Origin of the sequence: Hymenobacter sp. UV11, assembly GCF_004684095.1 — a bacterium.
Lineage (GTDB): Bacteria > Bacteroidota > Bacteroidia > Cytophagales > Hymenobacteraceae > Hymenobacter.
This window is the reverse complement of record NZ_SRII01000008.1, coordinates 296,400-317,407: the sequence shown is the minus strand read 5'-3', so window position 1 is coordinate 317,407 and position 21,008 is coordinate 296,400. Positions and strand designations below refer to the sequence as shown.

At 64.9% G+C, this 21,008-nt stretch carries 12 protein-coding genes; 3 read left to right on the top strand and 9 right to left on the bottom strand.

Annotated elements, in window-relative coordinates; all coding sequences use genetic code 11:
* Positions 1-65: 65 nt before the first annotated feature.
* Together E4631_RS17330 and E4631_RS17325 are read left to right on the top strand one after the other, a co-directional pair.
* Positions 66-1,553, top strand: a complete 1,488-nt coding sequence (locus E4631_RS17330; RefSeq protein ID WP_133657298.1) for an ATP-binding cassette domain-containing protein — start codon at positions 66-68, stop codon at positions 1,551-1,553.
* Positions 1,554-1,666: 113 nt separating this feature from the next.
* Positions 1,667-2,572 carry a TIGR01777 family oxidoreductase gene (locus E4631_RS17325; RefSeq protein ID WP_133657299.1) on the top strand — a complete coding sequence of 302 codons (906 nt, stop codon included), beginning with the start codon at positions 1,667-1,669 and terminating at the stop codon, positions 2,570-2,572.
* A gap of 197 nt (positions 2,573-2,769) precedes the next feature.
* Here E4631_RS17325 and E4631_RS17320 read toward each other — a convergent pair whose 3' ends face one another.
* The 3 genes from E4631_RS17320 to E4631_RS17310 all read right to left on the bottom strand — a co-directional run bounded on the left by E4631_RS17320 (position 2,770) and on the right by E4631_RS17310 (position 7,170).
* A complete protein-coding gene (locus tag E4631_RS17320; protein ID WP_133657300.1) occupies positions 2,770-3,549 on the bottom strand; it encodes an EcsC family protein in 780 nt (259 codons plus the stop codon).
* 74 nt (positions 3,550-3,623) lie between these two features.
* Positions 3,624-6,419, bottom strand: coding sequence for a hypothetical protein (locus E4631_RS17315; protein WP_133657301.1), 2,796 nt, complete (start codon positions 6,417-6,419; stop codon positions 3,624-3,626).
* A gap of 46 nt (positions 6,420-6,465) precedes the next feature.
* Entirely contained in the window at positions 6,466-7,170 is a 705-nt protein-coding gene (locus tag E4631_RS17310) for a hypothetical protein (RefSeq protein ID WP_133657302.1), read from the bottom strand.
* Between the two features lie 117 nt (positions 7,171-7,287).
* Here E4631_RS17310 and E4631_RS17305 point away from each other — a divergent pair, with 117 nt between their 5' ends.
* Complete coding sequence (locus E4631_RS17305; RefSeq protein ID WP_133657303.1) at positions 7,288-8,787, top strand: APC family permease; 1,500 nt, start codon at positions 7,288-7,290, stop codon at positions 8,785-8,787.
* A 156-nt stretch (positions 8,788-8,943) separates the two neighbouring features.
* Here E4631_RS17305 and E4631_RS17300 read toward each other — a convergent pair whose 3' ends face one another.
* From E4631_RS17300 to E4631_RS17275, 6 genes are all read right to left on the bottom strand, one after another.
* Complete coding sequence (locus tag E4631_RS17300; protein ID WP_240735019.1) at positions 8,944-10,509, bottom strand: peptidase dimerization domain-containing protein; 1,566 nt, start codon at positions 10,507-10,509, stop codon at positions 8,944-8,946.
* Positions 10,510-10,749: 240 nt separating this feature from the next.
* Positions 10,750-13,293, bottom strand: coding sequence for a zinc-dependent metalloprotease (locus E4631_RS17295; RefSeq protein ID WP_133657305.1), 2,544 nt, complete (start codon positions 13,291-13,293; stop codon positions 10,750-10,752).
* 85 nt (positions 13,294-13,378) lie between these two features.
* Entirely contained in the window at positions 13,379-14,821 is a 1,443-nt protein-coding gene (locus E4631_RS17290; RefSeq protein WP_133657306.1) for a RagB/SusD family nutrient uptake outer membrane protein, read from the bottom strand.
* Positions 14,822-14,845: 24 nt separating this feature from the next.
* Entirely contained in the window at positions 14,846-17,998 is a 3,153-nt protein-coding gene (locus E4631_RS17285; RefSeq protein WP_133657307.1) for a SusC/RagA family TonB-linked outer membrane protein, read from the bottom strand.
* 862 nt (positions 17,999-18,860) lie between these two features.
* Positions 18,861-19,955, bottom strand: a complete 1,095-nt coding sequence (locus tag E4631_RS17280) for an alpha/beta hydrolase (RefSeq protein WP_240735011.1) — start codon at positions 19,953-19,955, stop codon at positions 18,861-18,863.
* Positions 19,956-20,188: 233 nt separating this feature from the next.
* The gene (locus E4631_RS17275) at positions 20,189-20,830 is read right to left on the bottom strand and encodes a carboxypeptidase-like regulatory domain-containing protein (protein WP_166648064.1); all 642 of its coding nucleotides are present in this window, start codon (positions 20,828-20,830) and stop codon (positions 20,189-20,191) included.
* Positions 20,831-21,008: the final 178 nt, after the last annotated feature.

Here is a 21,008-nt window from a genome sequence, read left to right as displayed (position 1 = left end):
CAGTCAGGCGCGCGCCTCAACCGTGCCACGCGCTGCATGTGGCGGCCCGCGCACCTCGTTTTCTTATGCCCCTACCCCTCGTTAGCTTCGAGCACGTGACCGTGCGCCACCTCGACCGCATTCTTTTTCAACACCTCAGCCTGCGCCTGGACGCCGGCCAGCACCTGGCCCTGGTGGGCCCCAGCGGCGCGGGCAAAAGCGCCCTACTGGCCGCACTGGCGGGCCAACTGCTGCTCACGGGCGGCGCGGCCACGCACCCTGGCCTGGAGGCCGCCGCCCGCCAGCGCGGCCCCGCCGACCCACTGGCCAGCTGGCGGCAGGTGGTGAGCCTGGTGGGCTTGCGGGCGCCCTTTAAGGCGCGGCCGGGGGGTAGCGACCTCTATTACCAGCAGCGCTACGAAGCCACGGCCGCCGAGGAAGTGCCCACCGTGCGCGAGTACCTCACCGCCGGCTCGCCGCCCGCGTCCGGCGCGGCCTGGACCTACGCCCGCGTGGTGGCCCGCCTGCGCCTGGAGCATTTACAAGAGCAGCCGCTCATTCAGCTTTCCAACGGCGAAACCAAGCGCCTGCGCCTGGCCAAGGCTCTGCTGCGCAATCCATTGCTGCTGCTGCTTGATAACCCGCTGGCGGGCCTCGATGTGGCCAGTCGGGCCGATTTTGACGCGCTGCTGGCCGAGGTGGCGGCCACCGGCTGCACGGTGGTGCTGGCCACGAGCCCGGCCGAGATTCCGGCCATCGCTACGCACGTGGCGGTATTGAAGGAAGGAAAAATAACGCAGCTAGTGCCCGCAGCCGAGCACGTGCACGCTACGGCCCCTACCCCCCCGCTGCCCGACGAAGCCGCGCTGCGGGCACTGTGGCCAGCCGCGCCGCCTGAGTTTACCACCCTGGTGAAGCTCGAAAACGTAACCGTGCGCTACGGCGAGCGGCTCATTCTGGATAACCTGAATTGGGAAACCAAGCCCGGCGAGCGCTGGGCACTGCTCGGGCCGAATGGGGCGGGTAAGTCTACGGTACTGAGCTTGTTGAATGGCGACAACCCGCAGGCGTACGGGCAGCGCATCACGCTCTTCGACCGGCGCCGGGGCACGGGCGAGAGCATCTGGGATATCAAGCGGCGCATCGGCTACGTGTCGCCCGAGCTGCTGCAATATTTCCCCGGCCAGCCCACCTGCCTGCAAGTAGTAGCCTCGGGCTTTGCCGATACGCTGGGGCCGGGCCGCCCTACCCCCACCCAACTAGCCAACGCCCGGCAGTGGCTGGCGGTGCTGCACCTGGCCGAGCACGCGGCCCGGCCGCTGCGCCAGGCCCCGGCCAGCGTGCAGCGTCTGTGCCTGGTGGCCCGCGCATTGGTCAAAAACCCGCCGCTCTTGCTGCTCGACGAGCCCGGCCAGGGTCTCGATGCCGCGCAGCAGCCCTACTTCCGGGCCGTGCTGGAGGCCATCTGCGCCGTGAGCCCGGTGGCGCTCATCTACGTGAGCCACTACGCGGCTGATATTCCGCGCAGCGTGACGCAGGTGCTGGAGCTGCGAGCGCCTGGGGCGGGCCAGTAGGTTTTTGGGTGAAATTCACTGTGGCTTCCACAGCCCATTCGCGCCCAACCTGCCCATTTCTTCGTTAAGCTGAAGTAGCGGCAGCGCCCCGGCTGCCTTTTGCCTTTTCTAGCATGAATATTCTCATTACTGGCGGCACGGGCCTGATTGGCACCCGCCTGGCCGAATTACTCACGGCCGCTGGCCACCACGTAGCCCTGCTCAGCCGCTCGCCGAAACAGGGTGGCCCCTACCCCATCTTTGGCTGGGATACCGAAGCCGGCACCATCGACCCGGCCGCCGTGCCCTGGGCCGACAGCATCGTGAACCTGGCCGGCGCCAACGTGGGCGAGGGCCGCTGGACGGACGCCCGCAAGCGCGAACTGCGCGACAGCCGCCTCACCAGCCTGAACCTGCTGCACCGCGAGCTGGCCCAGCCGGGCCACCACGTGGGGGTAGTGGTATCGGCCTCAGCCATTGGCCTCTACGGCGACACCGGCGAGCAGCTCGCGACGGAAGAAACCCGGCCGGCCGCGTCGTTTCTGGCGAGCCTCACGCGGCAGTGGGAGGCGGCCGCGGCGCCCATTGCCGCGCTGGGCATCCGACTGGCGCTGCCCCGCATTGGGGTGGTGCTGAGCACGCACGGTGGCGCCCTACCCGCCATGGCCACGCCCACGAAGCTGGGCCTCGGCGCGGCCCTGGGCAGCGGCCGGCAGTACATCTCCTGGATTCATATCGACGACCTGTGCCGCCTGCTCATCGCCATGCTGACCGAGGCCAAGTGGCAGGGGCCGACCAATGCCGTGGCTCCCTACCCCGCTACCAACCAGGCTTTTACCGAAGTGCTGGCCGCTGTGCTGCACCGCCCGCTCCTGCTGCCGCGCATACCCGCCTTTGCGCTCCGGCTGCTGCTGGGCGAGCAAAGCAGCATCGTGCTGGACAGCACGCGGGTGAGCGCGGCCAAAGCGCTGGCGCAGGGCTTCGCCTTTGAGTATTCCACGCTGCGAGCGGCGCTCAAAGCGCTGTATGCCAGCAAGTAATTGGCTTCAAGAGTCAGTGGATAGTAGCGCGAACTTTGTAGTTCGCGTCTCCGCGCCGTTTGGTTGGCTTTAACGGCGCGGGGACGCGAACTACAAAGTTCGCGCTACTGCCCGGCCTATACACTGACCCCACAACCGCACTAAAAGCTGATTTATGAAACGTGCGCATTCGCCCTAAAACCGGCGTACCAATCCCTTTAAGCGGTCAACTCGGGCTGCTCGTCCGGGGGTAGGGCCACTTGCGGCGGGGCGGCGAAGTAGCGCAGCCGGTAGCAGTTCATGGCCGTGGTACCCAGCTGCTGCAGCAGGCGGTAGTTGGCCACCGCGCCTACGGCCGCCCCAATAACGGGCACCAGCTGCGCCATCTTGGCCAGGTCGATGTAGTCGCGGTATTCCTGCTGGAAGGTGCGCCAATCGAAGTCGGCCGCCTCGGCGGGCAGGGTTTGGCGATACTCCTCCCAGTGGGCCAGACGGTAGTACGTTTCGTTGCGGGTATGTTGGCTGCTGAAGGCCAATTGGAAGATATGCAGCAGATACAGCCGCTCGGAATAATCGCGCACGTCGTAGCCGTAGCACGCCGCCACGTCGAACAGCAATTTAAGCTTGAGGCCCAGCAGCAGCGGGAAATCGGCCAGCCCGAGCAGGAAGCCGCCCGCGCCCGTCACGGCGCCTTCGGCGGTAGCCAGGAGGCGGTAGTCGCGCAGGTGGTCGCGCACGGCGGCCTCGCGGGCGGCCAGCGTGGGGGCTTCCAGGGGCCGGCGCGTGGTGTGCGTCGAGCCAAACAGCACGCCCCGCACCAGCTGCTTGATGGTGGCCGTCACGGCCTGGTGCAGCCGCTCGGGCAACAGGTCGTTTAGCCGCAGCTGCACGCGCCGGGTAAACTTATCGAGCCGCGTGGGCAGCCGCTGCATCTGCTGTTGCCAGGCTTGCAGCTCGGCGTAGGCGACCTGCTCGGCGGGGGTAGTGGGTATGGACATGATGGGGCGCAGGGCGATAGTTAACCTACAAGAACGCACGGCCTCTCGTTCTGACGGGGCACCTCACTGGCCCCCTACTCCGTCCGCACCTCATCTCTCCGTAGCTCGCGGCGCACCAGGCGCAGCAGCTGGTAGCGCTGGCGGGCGGCGTCGTAGCGCAGGCCCACGCCGGTGCCGGTACTGGGCCAGGCCGCCAACGCTGGGGTAGGGCCGCCAGCGCCCAGCGGCCGGCCCTGGCCGTCGAAGAGCCACACTTGGCCCGGCAGCGGCTCGGTGAGGGCCAGCACCTGGTGCGTCACGCCAAAGTCAAACCACTGCACGGGCTTCTCGCCCGAGGTCACAAACTGCCGGCTCAGCAGCGGGGCCACGCTGCCGGGACTGAACACGTCGAGCTGGCCGCCGTCCTGGCGCACCACCACGAAAGAGCCCGCCCTACCCCCCGCCTCCGGCACGAGCCGGAAGGTGGCCGTGCGGCTCCAGGTAGCCACCCGGCGCCGGGCCGTGATGTCGCCGCTAAGCGTAAGGGTTACTAATTCGCCGTGCTGGTTCACGAGGCGCAGCACGCTGCGGGCCAGCGTGGGGCCGGCCGTGGCTAGCAGGGGCCCATCGAGGTGAGCGCCGGCGCTCACCGGGAAGCCGGGGTAGCGCCCGCCGGCCTGGTCGAAGGCGTAGACGTAGCCGTTGCGCAGGGCAGCCACCACCACATCGCGGCCGCCCACGGTCAGCAGCACGGGCGGGCCAGCAAGGGGGGCTTCCAGGTGGCGGGGCCAGCCAGGGTAGCGGCGGCCGTTGGTATCGAAAAGCAATAAATCCTGGTGGGCGGTGGCCACCACCAGGCGGGGCGAGGTACCGGCCGCCACGTAGGCCACCGTGACCGAATCGGGCAGGTTGAGGGGGAAGCCAGGCGCCTGCTGGCCGTCGGCGGGGTTGAGCCAGTGAATGTTATGCGCCGTAGCCAGCAGCAGGCGGCCGCGCGCCAGGCGCGGACCCAGGCCCACCACGGGGCCGGGCAGGCTATCGGCCCAGGGCTGGGCGGCGGGGCCGGTGGGCAGCAGGTGCAGCACACCCAGCGAGTCGGTAATCACCACCGGGCCCGTGGCGCTGCCCTCGACGGCGTTGGCCAGGGCCGGCAGCAGCAGGGGCCGGCCCACCAGCGCCGTGCGGAAGCGGGTGCCCGCCCCGCTGGCCGCGGCCGAGTCGATGGACGGGCCCTGGCCGGGGCGGCGCAGCAGCAGCTGGGCAAAGTACTGGCTGCCGGGCTTGCCCTCCTCGGCAGCTAAATCGGGGGGTAGGAGCTGCCAGGCCACCTGCGGGAAGTGCCGAAGCATACTTTCATTGCGCAGCAGGCCGGCGCGGCGGTCTTCGGCCAGGTAGCCGAGCAGCGCGTTCCAGCCCTGGCGCACGTCGGCCAGCACCGTGAGGCGCGCCTGGGGCAGGGTTTGCTGCAACAGCGCCACCTGGGCGGCCGAACTGCTCCACACCTGCCCGGCGGCCACCTCGCCCAGGTAGCGCTTCAGGCTGATGGCATCGCTTATTATCAGGTAATTGCCTACCAGCGCCGTACACAGCGCCGGGCCGCCAGCCACCGATACACCCGCTGCTAGCGGCCCCAGCAGCGGCGCCGCCTCAAAGCCCGCCGCCTGCACTTCGTAGCTCCCTACCCTACTAAACGCCGGCGACGACCCGCCCAGCCGCCGCAGCCGGGCCAGCCAGCGGCCGGTGGCGGCCACGCTACGGCAGCGCGCCACCAGCACCTGAGCCGGCACCACGCCGGGCGCGGGCGTGGTGAGGTACACCAGCGCCGCGCCCGGCACCAGGCTGGCGCGCAGGCTGTCGAGGGCCGGGCCGTAGCTGGCGGGGCGCCGGGCGGCCGAGTCGGCGGCCGGCGGGGGGGTAGGCGGCAGCTGGCCGGCCACGGCCAGCACCAGCGCCGCGTGCAGGGGCAGCACATCGGCTAAGGGGCGCAGCGCCTGGGCGGGCTGGCCGCGCAAGTACTGCTGCCACGAGTTGGCGGCGGTTTCGGGGTTGGCAAAGCCGCTGAGGGCCAGCTGGCCGGGGCTGAACTTGAGGCCCACCAGGCCGTCGTGCGCCAGGGCCAGCACCTGGTCGAGTTGGGCGTGGGTGCCGGGCTGAAAGAGCACGTCGAGCAGGGCCGGCACCCGCCGGAAATTCACCAGCACGGTGGCGTCTACGTCGGGCAGGCGCAGCAGGTCGGTGGCCCCGAAGCCGGCGTGCACGGTAGGCGCGTCGAGGTGGCCCAGGCGGTGCACCACGGCTTCCACCAGCACGGCATTGGTGCTGAACAGTAAATGATTGCGGTAGTTGAGCACCGTGAGGCGGCCGCCGGTGCGGGCGGTTAGCTCATCCAGCTCGTAGCCCTCGTAGGTGCGGGTGCTCAGGGTGTAGCGCGGGTCGCGGGCCAGCGTTTCGAGAAAGCCCCGCGCCTGGCGGTACTCGCGCACGGTTTCGAGCGGCACCTGGTAGAGCAGGTCGAACTGCCCCCGCCCGGTGAGGTGCAGCGAGGTCAGCACCAGCTTTTTACCCAGCAGGCCCAGCAAGCCGCGGGGCCGGCCGCCCGCCGGGGTTACCACGGGCCGGCCGCCGTTGTCGAGGCTATCGGCCAGGGCCAGCTGCCCGGCCACCTGCTGGTAGTAGCGCACGCCGGTGAGGTTGTCCCACACGCCGGCCTCCTGCAAGTGCTGCACCAGGGCGGGGTGGTCGTGGGTGGCCAGCACCAGCACCGCATCGTCGGGCACCAGGGCATAGGCATCGATGGGCACGGCGGCCAGCGTGCGGCGGTAGTAAACGTAGGTGGCCAGCGAAAGCACAAAAAACGCGGCCACCAGCAGGGCCAAAAGCTTGCGGGACATAGAGGCAAAAGTAGGCCGCCCGGCCGGAGCTTACCGCGCCGGGGGCTTAGCGCACAAAAGTCAGCGTCGCGCGCAGCGTATCGGGGGGTAGGGCCGTGGGGTTTTGCACCACCAGGGCCACCAGCGTGTCTTTCACTACCTGGTTGGTCGCGTTCACGTCGTAGTAGCGAAATTTCACGCCGCCCGCCGGCAGGTAGTAGCCCCGCAGGTAGGCCAAGGTATCCAGGGCGTTGCCGTGCAGGGTGCGGTAGTTGAAATCAAGCAGCTGGTAGCCCGTGTTGCGATTGCGAATGCGCACGGCCACGGTGCGCAGCTCATTAGGCTTGAAATTGACGATGTTGGTTTTGCCCACGGTCACCTCCCAGCTGCCGGCGCCCAGGAGCGGGTCACTGGGCTGGCTGGCATCAAACGTATAACGGGGTGGCCCGGAATAATTCGCATTTTTATATACCTCCAGCGTAATGGCGTAGTACAAGCCCTTAGTGTTGCGAAAACCCAGGGTATACTTGCCCTGGGCATCGGTGCGGACCGAATCGCCGGTAGGAACGGGATAAGGCCTACTAAATAATCCTCGACTGAAGGCCCCCACGCTCATCAGCACGCCGGGCAGCGGCCGGCCGGTTTCGTAACTCGTCACGGTGCCCTGCACTACGGTCAGCTGGTCGGCGGGCGCGGTGTTCTGGCACGCTACCAGGCAGGTCAGGCAGAATAGGCAGACGGCCGGCAGCAGCAGGTATCGGTAGAAAGTCATGCGTCAGAAATAGCTGGGTTAAATATAGTACTATTAGGAGCCGCCCGACTCGCCCAACGGTTGCATTCGCCCCTACGTCCCGTTATTTGGCAAAAAACTGCCCCTACCCCCGCATTTATGGCCGACGCCCTACCCCCTCCTATCACCCCCAACGCCCCCGCCGACGCGCCGCATTTCAAGCGCGCCCTCACCCTGTTCGATTCCGTGATGCTCGTGACGGGCTCCATGATTGGCTCGGGCATCTTCCTCGTTTCGGCCGATATCAGCCGGCAGGTGGGCTCGGCGGGCTGGCTGCTGGTGGTGTGGCTGCTCACGGGCCTAATCACGATGGCCGGCGCCATCAGCTACGGCGAGCTGGCGGCCATGTTCCCCAAGGTGGGCGGGCAGTACGTGTACCTACGCGAGGCCTTCGGCCGGCTAGTGGCGTTTTTATATGGCTGGACGCTGTTTTTGGTGATTCAAACCGGCGTTATCGCGGCCGTGGCGGTGGCGTTTGCCAAGTTCACGGGCGTCATGGTGCCGTGGTTTTCGGTGAAGAATGTGCTCTTCAACCTCGGGCCGTTCCCGTTCAGCTCGGTGCAATTACTGGCCATCATCCTCATCGTGGCCATCACGGCCGTGAATGCGCGCGGTGTGCAGGCCGGCAAGCTTATCCAGAACGTGCTCAGCTCGACCAAGCTGGTGGCGCTGGCGCTGCTCATCCTGTTTGGCTTGTTTCTGGGGCTGAATGCCGACGCCGTGCAGGCCAATTTCAGCGACCTCTGGACGGCCACGCGCTCGCCCGCGCCGGGCGGCAGCGGCGGCATCGTGCCGCTGGGCGCCGGCAGCCTGGTTATCGCCATCGGCATGGCCATGACGGGCTCGCTCTTCTCGTCCGATTCGTGGAATAACATCGGCTTTGCGGGCGAGGAAATCCAGAACCCCGAGCGCACGCTGGTGCGCAGCATGGCCATTGGCACGGCCATCGTCACGGTGCTTTACATCCTGATAAACGTGGTGTACCTGCTCGTGCTACCCCTCCAGGGCTCGCCCGAGGCGGCCACGCTGGCCGGCCGCGGCATCCAGTACGCCACCGACGACCGCGTGGCCACGGCCGTGGCCGAGTCGGTAATGGGCCAGGCCGGCGCCTACGTGCTGGCCGTGCTCATCATGCTCAGCACCTTCGGGGCCAACAACGGCATCATCCTGAGCGGCGCCCGCGCCTACTTCGCCATGGCCAAGGACGGGCTGTTTTTTCCCTCGCTGGCCCGCCTCAACCGGGCCGGCGTACCGGGCCGGGCGCTGTGGGTGCAGTGCCTCTGGGCCTGCCTGCTCTGCCTGAGCGGCAGCTACGGCCAGCTGCTCAACTACGTCATGTTCTCGGTTATCCTGTTCTACCTCATCACGATAATCGGCATTTTCGTGCTGCGCCGCACCCGGCCCAACGCGCCCCGCCCCTACCGCGCCTGGGGCTACCCGGTGCTGCCGGGCATCTACGTGGCGCTGGCCTCGGCCTTTTGCGTTATCCTGCTCATCGCGCCCGATACGGCCGAGTACTCGCGCTACGGCCTGGGCCTGGTGGCGCTGGGCCTGCCGGTGTACCTGCTGTTTGGGCGGAAAATGGGTGGGGCAGCCTAAGCTACTGTGCTGCTTACTTACTGATTACTGGCAAAAAAGAACGTCATGCTGAGCTTGTCGAAGCATCTTAGCCGCTTCATCCAATGAGGCGACCAAGATGCTTCGACAGGCTCAGCATGACGTTCTTTTTATATGCAACTACTTGTTCTTTAGCACTTAATTAGTACCACTGGCCTTGAGTGCCGCCGCGGGTCGCACGGTGGGGTAGGCAATACCCAGCTGCTCCAGGTAAGACTTATACTTGGCGGGGTTGTAGTAAAATTTCTTCATCTCGGGCCGGTACTGGGCCATGATGCCCTGGTTGAGGGTAATGGCGGGCTTATCGGTGGCCGATACCAGCGGAATGTACTTGGTGTCCTTGGTTTGCACGTTGGTGAAATACGTCCAGGCGTCTTTCAGCACCTCGGGCTTCACCAGCATATCGAGCAGGGTCATGGCCTCGGCCTTGGCGCCGGCCGTCACGCCCTTGTGGGCAATGGGCGTGGCCATCGAAATAGCGTTGGACCAGTGGTGGCCGGGCAGGCCCGGAATGTTGGCGGGGTAGCGCAGCACCACCGTAGGCACGTTCCAGGAAATGTCGGCGATGTCGTCCGAGCCGCCGCCGATGGAGAATGTCTCGGGCGCGGTGAGCGAGTCGAGCCTGGTGGCCAGGCCGTCGATGGGGCGGTTGCGGCGGTCGGTTTTGGGCGCTTTCATCTCCACCTGGGTGGCGCGGGCCAGCACCTGGTCGGCGGCGCTCCACTGGGGTAGGCCCACTAGCCTGATATTCTGATACATATCCTCCGCGATGGCCTTGTTCATGTGGCCCGGCCAGGCGCTGCCCAGCACCTCGTGGGTCACGGTGGTTTTGGTCATGAGCGTGGCGCCCTCGGCCATTTTCTGGGCGTCGGCATACATCTCCATGATTTTGGGGTAGGTGCGCTCGCGGAAGTAGTACCACACCGAGGCCTTGGAAGGCACTACGTTGGGCTGGTCGCCGCCGTCCGGAATGACGTAGTGCGAGCGCTGGGTCACCTCCATGTGCTCGCGGTGGAAGTTCCAGCCAATGTCCATCAGCTCCACGGCATCCAGGGCGCTGCGGCCGCGCCAGGGCGCGCCGGCCGAGTGCGCCGCCTGCCCGTCAAAGTTGAATTTGACCGATATCAGGCCGTTGCCGCCGCCATCGCCCCACGACACGCCCAGGTTGTCGCCCACGTGGGTGAAGATGCAGGCATCCACGTTCTTAAAGTAGCCATCGCGCACAAAGTAGGCCTTTGTGCCGAGCTGCTCTTCGGCCACGCCCGGCCACAGCATAATGGTGCCGGGGATTTTCTCACGCTCCATTATCTTTTTGAGAGCCAGCACCGCCGTGATGTTGAGCGGCACGCCCGAATTGTGGCCCTCACCGTGGCCCGGCGCACCCTCGATGATGGGGTCGTGGTAGGCCACGCCGGGCTTTTGCGAGGCCTTCGGAATGCAGTCGATGTCGCTGCCGATGGCAATAACCGGCTTGCCCGAGCCCCAGGTGGCCATCCAGGCTGTGGGCACGCCCGCAATGCCCATCTGCACCTTGAAGCCATTCTTCTGCAAAATTCCGGTCAGGTAGCGCGAGGTTTCCGTCTCCTGAAACCCCAGCTCGCCGAAGCTGAACACCATGTCCACCATCTGCTGGGTGGCCTTCTGCTGCTTGTCAATTTCGGCCATCAACTCCTTTTTCAGGGCCTCGACCTTGGCCGGCGGCATGGCGGCTTGCGCCTGGGCCAGCCGGGGGGGTAGGGCCAGGCTGAGGCCCAGGCTGGCGGCCGCCAGCAGCCAGCCACGCTGGCGGGGAGCAGTAAACGGGTTTTTCATGCGAAAAGGGGTTGAGTGAAAAAAGGAATAGGCAGAAGAATTGACCGTTTGCGGCGGCCCTGGCGCCCTACCCCACCCCCGGCGCCCCGATTGGGATGCCGGGGGTGGGGTAGGGCGGCCAGACGTAGCGCGCTAATACGTCGCGTCGTCGCCCAAAAAGTCCATTCCCGGCATCCCAATCGGGGCGCCGGGCGGCAGGTCCAGCGCCGGAGTGGGAGTGAATTTGTTGGGGTCTTCGGCAAACTTCCCGATTTGGGCGAGGCCGAAGAGCAGGTTGGCTTTTTGGCGGGGGTCGGCACTGGCCAGGCGGCCGGTCATCCACTGCTTGAGCTGGTCTATTTCGAGCAGGCTTTCGCCGCGTACGCTCTCGGCGATGTCGGGGGTAGCGGCCAGCTGGAGCAGCGATTTCAGGGTGAGGTTGTTCACCACTACCTGAATCTCACCGGGGTAACCGGCGGCCAGGGGCGTCTTCCAGGTTTGGGCCAGCAGCTTATCGACCACCGGCATAAAGCCCGGCTGCTGGGCGTCGCGGGCGTGATACTCGACCAGCCGGGCAGCGCGCGCGGGGTCTAGGATGGACGCGATGCTGAGCGTGGCCGCCGCCTCGGCCGCCGCGATGGGGTCGAAGGTGGGGCCGGTGTGGCCCGAGAAGGTTTCCATGCTGCTGGGGTAGCCCGAGGGCCGCGGCGGAATCTGCTGAATCAGCTTTTCGGGCAGGGCCAGGGCGGCGGGCGTCACGGTGGCCATCAGGGCGTCGAAGGCGCGCCACTGTTCGGCGGGCTCCACCATGCGGGTGATGGTCTGGCCGTCGCCCTTCACGGCGTGGGTGAAGTACAAGCCACCCAGCGACTTAGCTGCCGCCTCTACCTGGTAGCGGTGCAGCAGGTACATGGGCACCAGCACTTCCTCCAGGGTCGCCATGGGCGCGCCGGCCGGAATGGCATTGCTCGAAAACGTGTCCAGCACGTGCCGGCGCACGGCCATGAGCTTGGTGAGCTGGGTCACGGCATTTTCGCCATCATCCCACTGATTAGCAACGGGATGCACGTAGCCACCGATGTCCGGAATGAAAATGTGGCCCTGCTTGAGAGTCTCCTTCATAATGGCCTCCAGGCCCCTCGTTTCGTCGGTGCCCCGGCCAAAATCCTGATAGCCCCACAAAATAGCGCGCTTGTCCCAGCTGCCGATGCCGGTGGCGTAGGCCTGCGACACGTCGATGCTGCCGTCGGCCTTCTGCACAAAGCGCGGGAAGGGGTAGTCCATCACCGAGGCCCGCTCTTTGGTGCTGGAGGTGAAGTTGTGGTACAGCCCCAGCGTATGGCCGATTTCGTGGGCCGAAAGCTGCCGGATGCGCGCCAACGCCATTTCCTCCATCGCCTTGGGCACTCGCTGGCCGTCCTTGTAAGGCTGCAACAGGCCCTCGGCCAGCAGGTAGTCCTGGCGGTGGCGGTCCGAGCCCAGCGTCACGACGCCCTTGATAATCTCGCCGGTGCGCGGGTCGCTGTACGACGAGCCGTAGGAAAACGCCCGCGGATTGCCGGCCCTGTCCACCCAGTTCACCACGTTGTAGCGAATATCCATCGGGTCGGCGCCTTCCGGCAATTCCTTCGTAATAAACGCGTTGCGGTAGCCAGCGGCCTCAAAGGCCTGGTTCCACCAGCCGCCGCCCTCGATGAGGGCGCGCTTGACATCGGGCGGCGCGCCGCGGTCGATGTAGTACACGATGGGCTCGACCGGGTCGCTGATTTTAGCGCCGGGGTTCTTCTTTTCGAGGCGGTGGCGGCGGGTGTAGCGCTGCACCAGCGGCTCGGTCATGGGCGCCGAAAAGTCGAGGTAGGTGAACTGGTTGAAGCCCGAGCGCGGGTCAAATAGTCGGGGCTTATACTTATCGTCGGGCAGCTCCACAAACGACTGGTGCATGCGCACGGTCACGGCGTTGGGGTCGGGCGCAATGCCGGCCCCGCCCATGCCAAAGTCGCGCCCGCCACCGCTGGGCCCGCCCACGAAGGTTATCAGGGCCTCAAACTCGGTGTTTTTGGGGAAGTTCTTGGTGTTGTCGGGGTACACCGCCGAGCGGGTGTCGTCGAAGCGGTAGGGCGTGGGCGCCGGCCCGGCGGCCCCGCCGCGCAGCCCCGCAAAGCTGCGGCGCCCGAGCTGGTCGGTCAGCTTCTGGCTGTCGCGCACCAGAAAGGGCGTGAGGTCGAGCAGCACCTTGTTGCCCTCCACCGCCACCGGCGCAAAGCCCCAGATAACGGATTTGGCGAAGGCGCTTTCCACGGCGCGCTGCTCGTCGGGGTTTTTGCCGGTGGCGCGGTAGTTCAGGTTGGGCTCCAGCAGCAGCACCTTGGGGCCGACTTTCACGAACCGCGCCACGTTGGACGAGGCCGCGCCGCGCTCGGGCCCGCCCAGCCCTACCCCCTCCGTGAGCGAGCTGAAGTAGAGAAAGTCCTGGCCAAACCGCTCCACTTCGAGGTAGATTTTCCCCGTCTTCTCATCGTAATAAAACGGAAAATAGCCGTCAAACTTCTTCAGCCCCTGCGTGATGGCGCCGAGCGAAGTGGCCGCCGGCTTGGCCTCGGCGCGGGGGGTAGGGGCCGCGCCGGGGGCCGGGGTTTGGGCGGTGGCAAGCTGGCTGGCCGCCAGCAGGGTAGCCAGCACAAGGGGAGTACGCTTCATTCAGAGGGGTAGGGAAATTATTTCGGGTAATAGTACCAGTACAGGGACGAACCAAACACGGTGGCAGATGCACGGCGGGCCGCGCCTACAGCAGCTTATTCGAGGAAATCTCGGCGTTCGGAATCGGGAAGATATACTCCGGCTGGCTCGGCGTGATGGAGGGCGCCGTGCCCTTGGCCGGAATCGTCAACAAGTTGCGCAGTAAGTCGTTGGACCGGAACCCCTCCCCTAGCAGCTCGATGCGGCGCTCAACCCAGATGGTGCTGGTGAGCGCCGACGCCGTGCCTACGGTCGCGGCCGGAAACGTGTAGGTAGCGTCCGAGCGCTGGCGCACGGCCGTGAGCACGGCCGTAGCGGTGGCCAGGTCGGGGGTGGCCTGCCGGGCCAGCGCCTCGGCGTAGTTGAGCAGCACCTCGGCGTAACGAATGACCGGCACGTAGTCGAGGTAGGGGTTGGCGGTGCGGTACTTCACCAGGTAATACGTGGTGCCCGACACGCGCAGCAGGCTGCGGCGGGCGTCGGCGGCGCGCCAGGTGGCATTGCCCAAAATACCCGTCGCGCTCAGGTTATACTCCTGATTTATATTGTATTCGTAGCCCAGCGAGTTCTGGCCGCTCACGTTGTCCAGGGTCGTCATGGGCATCGACAGGATGGACTCCGTAGTGGTGTAGTCGGAGTTGAAAATGGTGCTGATGCTGGCTTGCAGCGCGTGCCCTACCCCCGTGCTGGCCTTGTAAGGCGCGGTGGCCGACACTATTTTCTGGGCCTCCGTCACCACGTCGGCGTAGCGGCCCATGCTCAGGTACACCCTGGTTTTGAGGGCGATGGCCGTGTTGCGGTGGGCCCGCGTGGTGTTGAGCAGCGCCGTGGCGTAGGTGAGGGGTAGGGACGCCTCGGCCTCGTTCAGGTCCTTCAAAATCTGGGTGTACACGGCCGCTACTTTGCTGCGGGCCATATCGTTGTTGGCGGTGGTGGTTTCGCCGCTCAGGCGCAGGGGCACGGCCAGCGAGGCGCCCGCGTCTTTGAGGTAGGGCTGGCCGTAGAGCGTGACCAGCGCAAAGTAGCTGAGCGCCCGCACCAGCTTGGCCTCGCCGGTGTACTGCGTGGCGGTGGCCGCGGGCACCACGTTGGGGTTGGCGGCCAGGCCGTCAATCACCAGGTTGGCCGAGTTGATGGCCGCGTAGGCGGTGCTCCAGGTGGTGAGCGCGTCGTTCGAGCCCGAGTTGATGGTGTGGTTCCAGGCGTCGTAGCCGGTAAATACGTTTTGGAGGCGGTTGATAAATTCCTCGCCCCTTATGTCGCTCAGCATCAGGTAGCGGCCGCCGTAGTAGCTGCCGTTTTTGAGGCCCGCGTACAGGCCGTTTACCTGGCCCAGTACGCGGTCGGGGGTATTAAAGAGCAGGCTGCCTTGCAGCGAGGTCTGCGGAATCGGGTTCAGGATTTCCTTTTCCTTGCAGGCCGTGGTGGCCAGGCACAGGGCCAGCCCGAGGCTAACCAGTAGTGAAAGGGGGGGTAGGCGAAGTAGCATATCGAAGGAGCTAGCGAGGAGAGGTTAGAAGCCCACGTTCACGCCCAGCGTGAAGGTGCGGCCCTGCGGAATCGAGTTTTTATCGACGCCCGGCGTGGTATTGGTATTGCCGTTGGACGAGATATCGGGGTCCGTGCCGGTGTATTTCGTGATAAGGAAGCCGTTGAAAACCTGCCCGTACACCCGCACCGAGCTGATGCCCGACTTGCCCAGCAGGCCCAGCGGGAAGCGGTAGCCCAGCCCGGCCGTTTGCAGGCGCAGGTAGTCGGCCTTCTCCACGTTGGCCGAAATCGGGAACGACGAGCCGTTCGAGAGCAGGTCGCCGTACACCACGCGCGGAATATCCGTGACCTGGCCGGGGGTAGTCCAGCGACCGAGCACCTCGGTCGAGTTGTTCCAGAAGCGCTGGTCGCGCCAAGTAGCCTTGCTGCCGTTCATCACGTAGTTGCCACCCGAGTAAGTCAGGTTGATAGTCAGGTCGAAGTTGCCGTATTTCAACGTGTTGTTGAAGCCGCCGTACCAGGTGGGTAGGGCGTTGCCCAGCAGCTGGTAGTCCGACACGCTGATGGCCGCCGCGGTGCTGCCGTCGAGGTAGGTCCAGCGGCTCTGGCCCGAGGGCACGGCGTGGTTGTACTGCACCCGCTCGCCCTTGCCGTTGATGAAGATGCGGCGGCCGTTGTCGGGGTTCACGCCGTCGGTGCGGGCGCCGTAAAGGCTGCCCACCGAGTAGCCCACGCGGGTAATGTTAGTAGTTTCGGAGCTGGTGCTGGTAGTACCAACCAGCTCGGTGCCAGCACCGTAGAGCTCCGTCACCCTATTCTTATTGTACGTATAGTTCAGGTTGGAAGTCCAGCTAAACTGGCCCGTATTGACGAGGCTGGCCGTGATGCCGGCCTCAAAGCCCCGGTTGTACATCGAGCCCACATTTTGCAGAATCGCGTTGTTGGGCACGCCCTTGGAGGGCGACTGCGGCACGTTCAGAATCAGGCCGTCCACGTTGTTGCGGTAGTAGGTCAGGTCGAGCTGCACCCGGTCGTGCAGCAGGCCAATGTCGGCGCCCACGTTGGTTTGCTTGCTGGTTTCCCAGCCCAGGTCGGGGTTGCCGCCCTGGGCAAATATCCAGGTGGCCGCCCCGCCGTACAGCGCTGAATTATACAGCGATAGCGAGCCGTAGGAGTTGGTCAGGTTGCCATTGCCGACCTTGCCCCAGCTGGCGCGCAGCTTCAGGTTGGTGATGACGTCGGCCAGCGGCGAGCTTTTGTAAAAGCCCTCCTGCGATACCAGCCAGCCGCCCGACACGCCCCCGAAGGTGCCGTATTTCTTGCCCGAGCCCAGCGCCGAGTTGCCGTCGCGCCGCACGTTCACGGTCAGAAAGTAGCGCTTGTCAAAGTCGTAGGTCAGGCGCGCAAACGTGGAGGCAAACGCCCGCTCGCTCAGCGCGTTGCTCACGGGCACAATGTTGGCGTAGCTGCCCTGGAAATTGTCAAAAAACCCGTCCGAAATCTGCGAGCGCGTCGCGCCCCACGACGAGTTCTGGAACTTCTGCACGTCGTAGCCCACTAGCACGCTGAACGAGTTTTTCTCGCTCAGCATCCGCTGGTAAGTCAGTGTATTGGTCACGTTCCAGTTATTAACCAGGATGCTATTATTGGTGGCGTTGCCGCTGCCAAAGCCCGGCCCGTGCACGGCGCTCTGGAAGTTCTCGTTCTCAATCTTGAGCCGGTCCACGCCGTAGTTCAGCCGGTACTCCAGGCCCTTGAAGGGCGTCACGCCCACCGAGAAGTTGGTAATAATGCGGTCATTCTCCGAGGTATAGGTGTTCAAATCCAGCAGCGGCACCGGGTTGTAGAAGTTGCTGGCTACCGTGTTGTTGCCCATGCCCAGCGTGTTGGTGGTGCTCAGGTTGTAGCTGCCGTCGGGGTTCACGGCGTACACGTTGGGGGCCGACAGCCAGGCCAGCCGAGCCGAGCCCACCAGCCCAAAAGCATTGCCTTCGAGCGAGCCGGTGTTGGGCGAGGCGTTCAGACTGTTAGTATAGTTGGCGTTACCGCTCAGGCTCAGCCAGGGCGTGAGCTGGTGGCTGAGGTTGAAGCGCACGCCCTTGCGGGTGAACTCATTGGTTTTCAGGATGCCCTTCTGGTCGGAGTAGTTGGTGGAGAGGTAGTATTTGGTGGCCTCCGTGCCGCCCGACACGCTCAGGCTGTGGTTTTGCGACACGCCGGTTTGGTACACGTAGTCGTACCACTTGGTGTCCACGAGCGAGCCGTCGGGGTTGTAGGTCGGGAAAAACGAGGCACTCGGCACGGCCGAGTTGTTCTCATTGCCCGACGACATCTTGGCGTTCAGCACCGCCTCGTTTTTGATGAGCATAAACTGCTCGGCATTCAGCATGGTGGGGAGGCGCACGGCGTTGGTCACGCCGGCCCAGCCCTCGTAAGTCACGCGGGCTTTGCCCTGCTTGCCGCTTTTGGTGGTGATGAGGATGACGCCCGCCGCCGCCCGCGAGCCGTAGATGGCCGTGCTGGCCGCATCCTTGAGCACATCAATTGTCTCAATATCAGCCGGATTAATGTCGCCCAGCGGGTTGTTGGCCACCGTGGTGTTGCTGGTCAGGTTGCCGGTATTTATTGGGATGCCATCGACCACAATGAGGGGGTAGGAACTGAGCGAGATGGAGTTGACGCCCCGGATGCGGATAACCGGCGCGTTGTTCAGCACGCCGTTGGGCTGCCCAATGCTCACGCCCGTGGCCTTGCCGGCCAGCCCCTGGTCGAAGCTCTGCACCGGCAAATCCTTGAGGGCCGAGCCCGCCACCTGCGTGGCCGAGCCCGTAAACTCGGCCTTGCTCTGGGTGCCGTAGCCCACCACCAGCACATCGTCAAGCTGCTTATTATCAGTGGCCAGCGTCACGCTGATGGTCGACTTGCCGGCCACGGCCACCTCCTGCGCCGCGTAGCCGATGAAGGAGAAAATCAGGCGGCTGTCGGGGGCGCAGCTGAGGCTGAAGGTGCCGTCGCCGCCGGTGGTGGTGCCTTGGGTGGTGCCCTTCACGAGCACCGTCACGCCGGGCAGGCCCATGCCGCTGGTGTCCAGCACCTTACCCTTCACGGCGGTTTGGGCCATGGCGGGGGCCAGGGCCAGCCACGCCAGCAGTAGTAGTAGTAGTAGTTTTCTCATGTAGGCAACGGGTTTAAGGAAGGGAAATACTGACTGAGAAATGGACATAGCGAGCCAGGCAACCCCAAACGGGGCCGTCGAAAACGGGCAGCTTAACCTAACTTTTGCGGGTGGGAGCTGGCTGTAGAAACCAGGGGGTGCGCAGGGATACCCCAACCTTCCGGCGCGGGCGGCGGGTGGGAGAAAACAGCGGGCTAGCCGGCGCGCAAATGAGCGCGCTCCGGCCACTCGCCAGGCGTAAGCAAAAAGGGAGGGGGTAGGGCCGCCGGATGAACTGCCGCGGGCCAGCGGCCAGACGCAGTGCTCCTAAGCGGAAAAAGTAGCGGGCCGACTGCCGGGTGGGAACCAGGTCGGGGGCGGCGGGGAACCAGCCGGGGTGGGCGGCGCAGGGGCTAGCCGGTCAACAAACCGGGGGTAGCCCGCTGGACTGGTTCAGGATGCAGAACTAGCGCAACAAACGGAAAAACTCCTCTTATCTAGTACGGCAAAAAAGTACGCTGGCCCTGGTAACGAATACGTTGCGGGACAGCTTCATTGCCCAATCTTACAACGACAATCCCGGCATTGCAAATTTTATTATGAAAAAAGTGAAAACGAATTTTCATCTCCCGCACATTTCTACTGGCTGAAGCGCACTTCCTACCCCAGTGCGTCAACGCTATTTAACAAGCTATACTTTTAATTCAAATTTTTAAAAATCAACACTTTAATCAACATGTTTCCGAGTTTGATAATTGTGCCTAACCTGGCAGAGGGCCGACTTTTCGCCGGCCAATAGCAAACTGCTGCCCTAGGTAACACAAAACCCCGGACTGCGCGGGGCAGTCCGGGGTTTTTGAGGCCTGCACAGGCGCTGGTGGTCTTATTGAAACGCCGCTTTCAGGCGGGTGGCGGCAAAATCCTGCGCGTCGCGGGCGGGCGGCACCACCGAATACGTGCCAAAAAACTCGTGGGTAGTGCCAGGATACAGCTGATAGGTGGTACTCACGCCGGCGGCAGTCAGCTTGTCGGCCAATGACTTGCCTTCGGTTTGCAGCGGGTCGATTTCGGCGGCGATGATGGTGGTGGGGGGTAGGCCCTTGAGGTCAGCCACATCGACGAGCGAAATGAGCCGGTTGTCGCCATCGGCGGGGGTAGTAAAGTACAAGCCCGTGAAATACACGATATTGGCCTTGTTGAGCGGCACCGCGTTGGCGTACTGCTGGTAGGAGGCCGTGTTGAGGTTGTTGTCTGCCACGGGGTACACCAGCAGCTCGTGGATGGGCAGCGCCAGGCCGCGCTCACGGGCCAGAATGCACACGGCGGCGGCCATGTTGCCGCCCGCACTTTCGCCGGCAATGGCAATTTTGGCGGGGTTGATGCCGATGCTGGCGGCATTGTCACGCACCCACTTGTAGGCGGCGTAGGCGTCTTCGTGGGCCGCCGGAAACTTGTTCATCGTTTCCGAAGCCAGCCGGTAATCGACTGATACTACCACGGCGCCAGTACGCTCGGCCAGGGCCTGCGCCGAGGGCTCATACACATTGAGCGAGCCAATGACCCAGCCGCCGCCGTGCAGGTACACGATGCCGGGCAGCGCGCCCGCCGCATTCAGGGGCGTGTAAATACGCACCGGCACGCCGTCGGGGGCCGAGCCGGCGGTATAGCCGGCGGGCAGCACGCGCTGGCTCACCGTGGAGTTGGGGCTGGGCAGCACGCGGCCATTTTTGGCCAGCAGCGTGTTCACGGCGTCGGTCACGCTGTGCGCCATGCGGGCCTGGCGGGCCGAGAGCGTGGGCAGCGCCGGGTCGTTGAAGGCCACAAACTGCTCTATCACGGCCTGCATCTGGTCATCAATAGTGGGCGCGTAGCTGGGTTTGCTGCCCGTGGGCTGAATGCGCGCGGGCGACGAATCGTCCTTGCTACAGCCGGCCAGCGCGGCGGCGGCCAGCCCCAACGGCAGTAGCAAGTGGGCCAATCGCCCCGCACGGGGCAAAAAAGCACTGGTAGAATAGGTTTGCTGCATGGCAGGCAATGCTGAATAGAAGATGAAAAAGTATTCCCTCTACGCCTGCCACCAAGCCTTGTTGGCTTATATGCATGAGCTTATGAAGTCTAAACAGAGCACTAAAAAAGGCCTGCACCCTCAGGCCCAGACCTTTTTAAATACTATTATTTAGTAAAATAATTTTAACTCACCTGGCTGGTTGGCTATTGGCGGCCGCGGCGGCTCTGGGCTTTGCTACCGGGGGTAGGCAGGAGCGTCACGGTCAGGGGCTGGGCATCACGGCTCACGACCGTCTCATCCTGGTAGCCGCCGTAGCCCACTACGAAAGTATTTTCGCCGGTGGGCACTTCGAGCGAGTAGTTGCCACCGGCGTCGGTGCTGGTGCCTTTGGTGCTGCCGCGCAGCATCACGGTAGCCCCGATAAGCGGGCGGCCGCTCTCGTCGAGCACCCGGCCGGCCTGGGTGCGCGTGGCGGCCGCAGCCGGCTCGGGCAGGGGCGCAGTAGTCACCGCGCCGGGGGCTTCTTCCGGCACCGGGGCGGGGGCCGCCACGGGCAATGGGGCCACCTGCGGCTTGGCCGGGCCTACGCCGGGTTTGCTTGTCACCGCCAGGGCCACCTGCGCAGGTGCCTCGGGCCTGGCAATGTCGGCGGCCGGAGTCGCCACCACGGCGGACGCCGTAGCCGGAGCCGCCGGAGTTTCGGTGGTGGCGTCCAGGGTATGCTGGCTGCAGCTAGCCAGCGCGGCCACGAGCAGCCCCCCAGCGAGGCCCCGTACCACAAGCCCGGCACCGGCCGCCGGCCGGTAAGCAAGCAATAAGTTGTGCAGCGTAAAAAAGGAATTCATTCGCATACTCGAAAAACAGCGTAGCAAGATAAGCGGCTATTGCCCAAGCCTAAAGCGCCTACCCCCCTCCTCGCCGCAAACCGGCCTCCCGACCACCAGCCCGAGGGCGGCAGCCAGGAGGCCGGTTTGCGGGGGAAATAAGTATCAGCTGCTGGTTGTTGTTGCCAGCTAATCACCT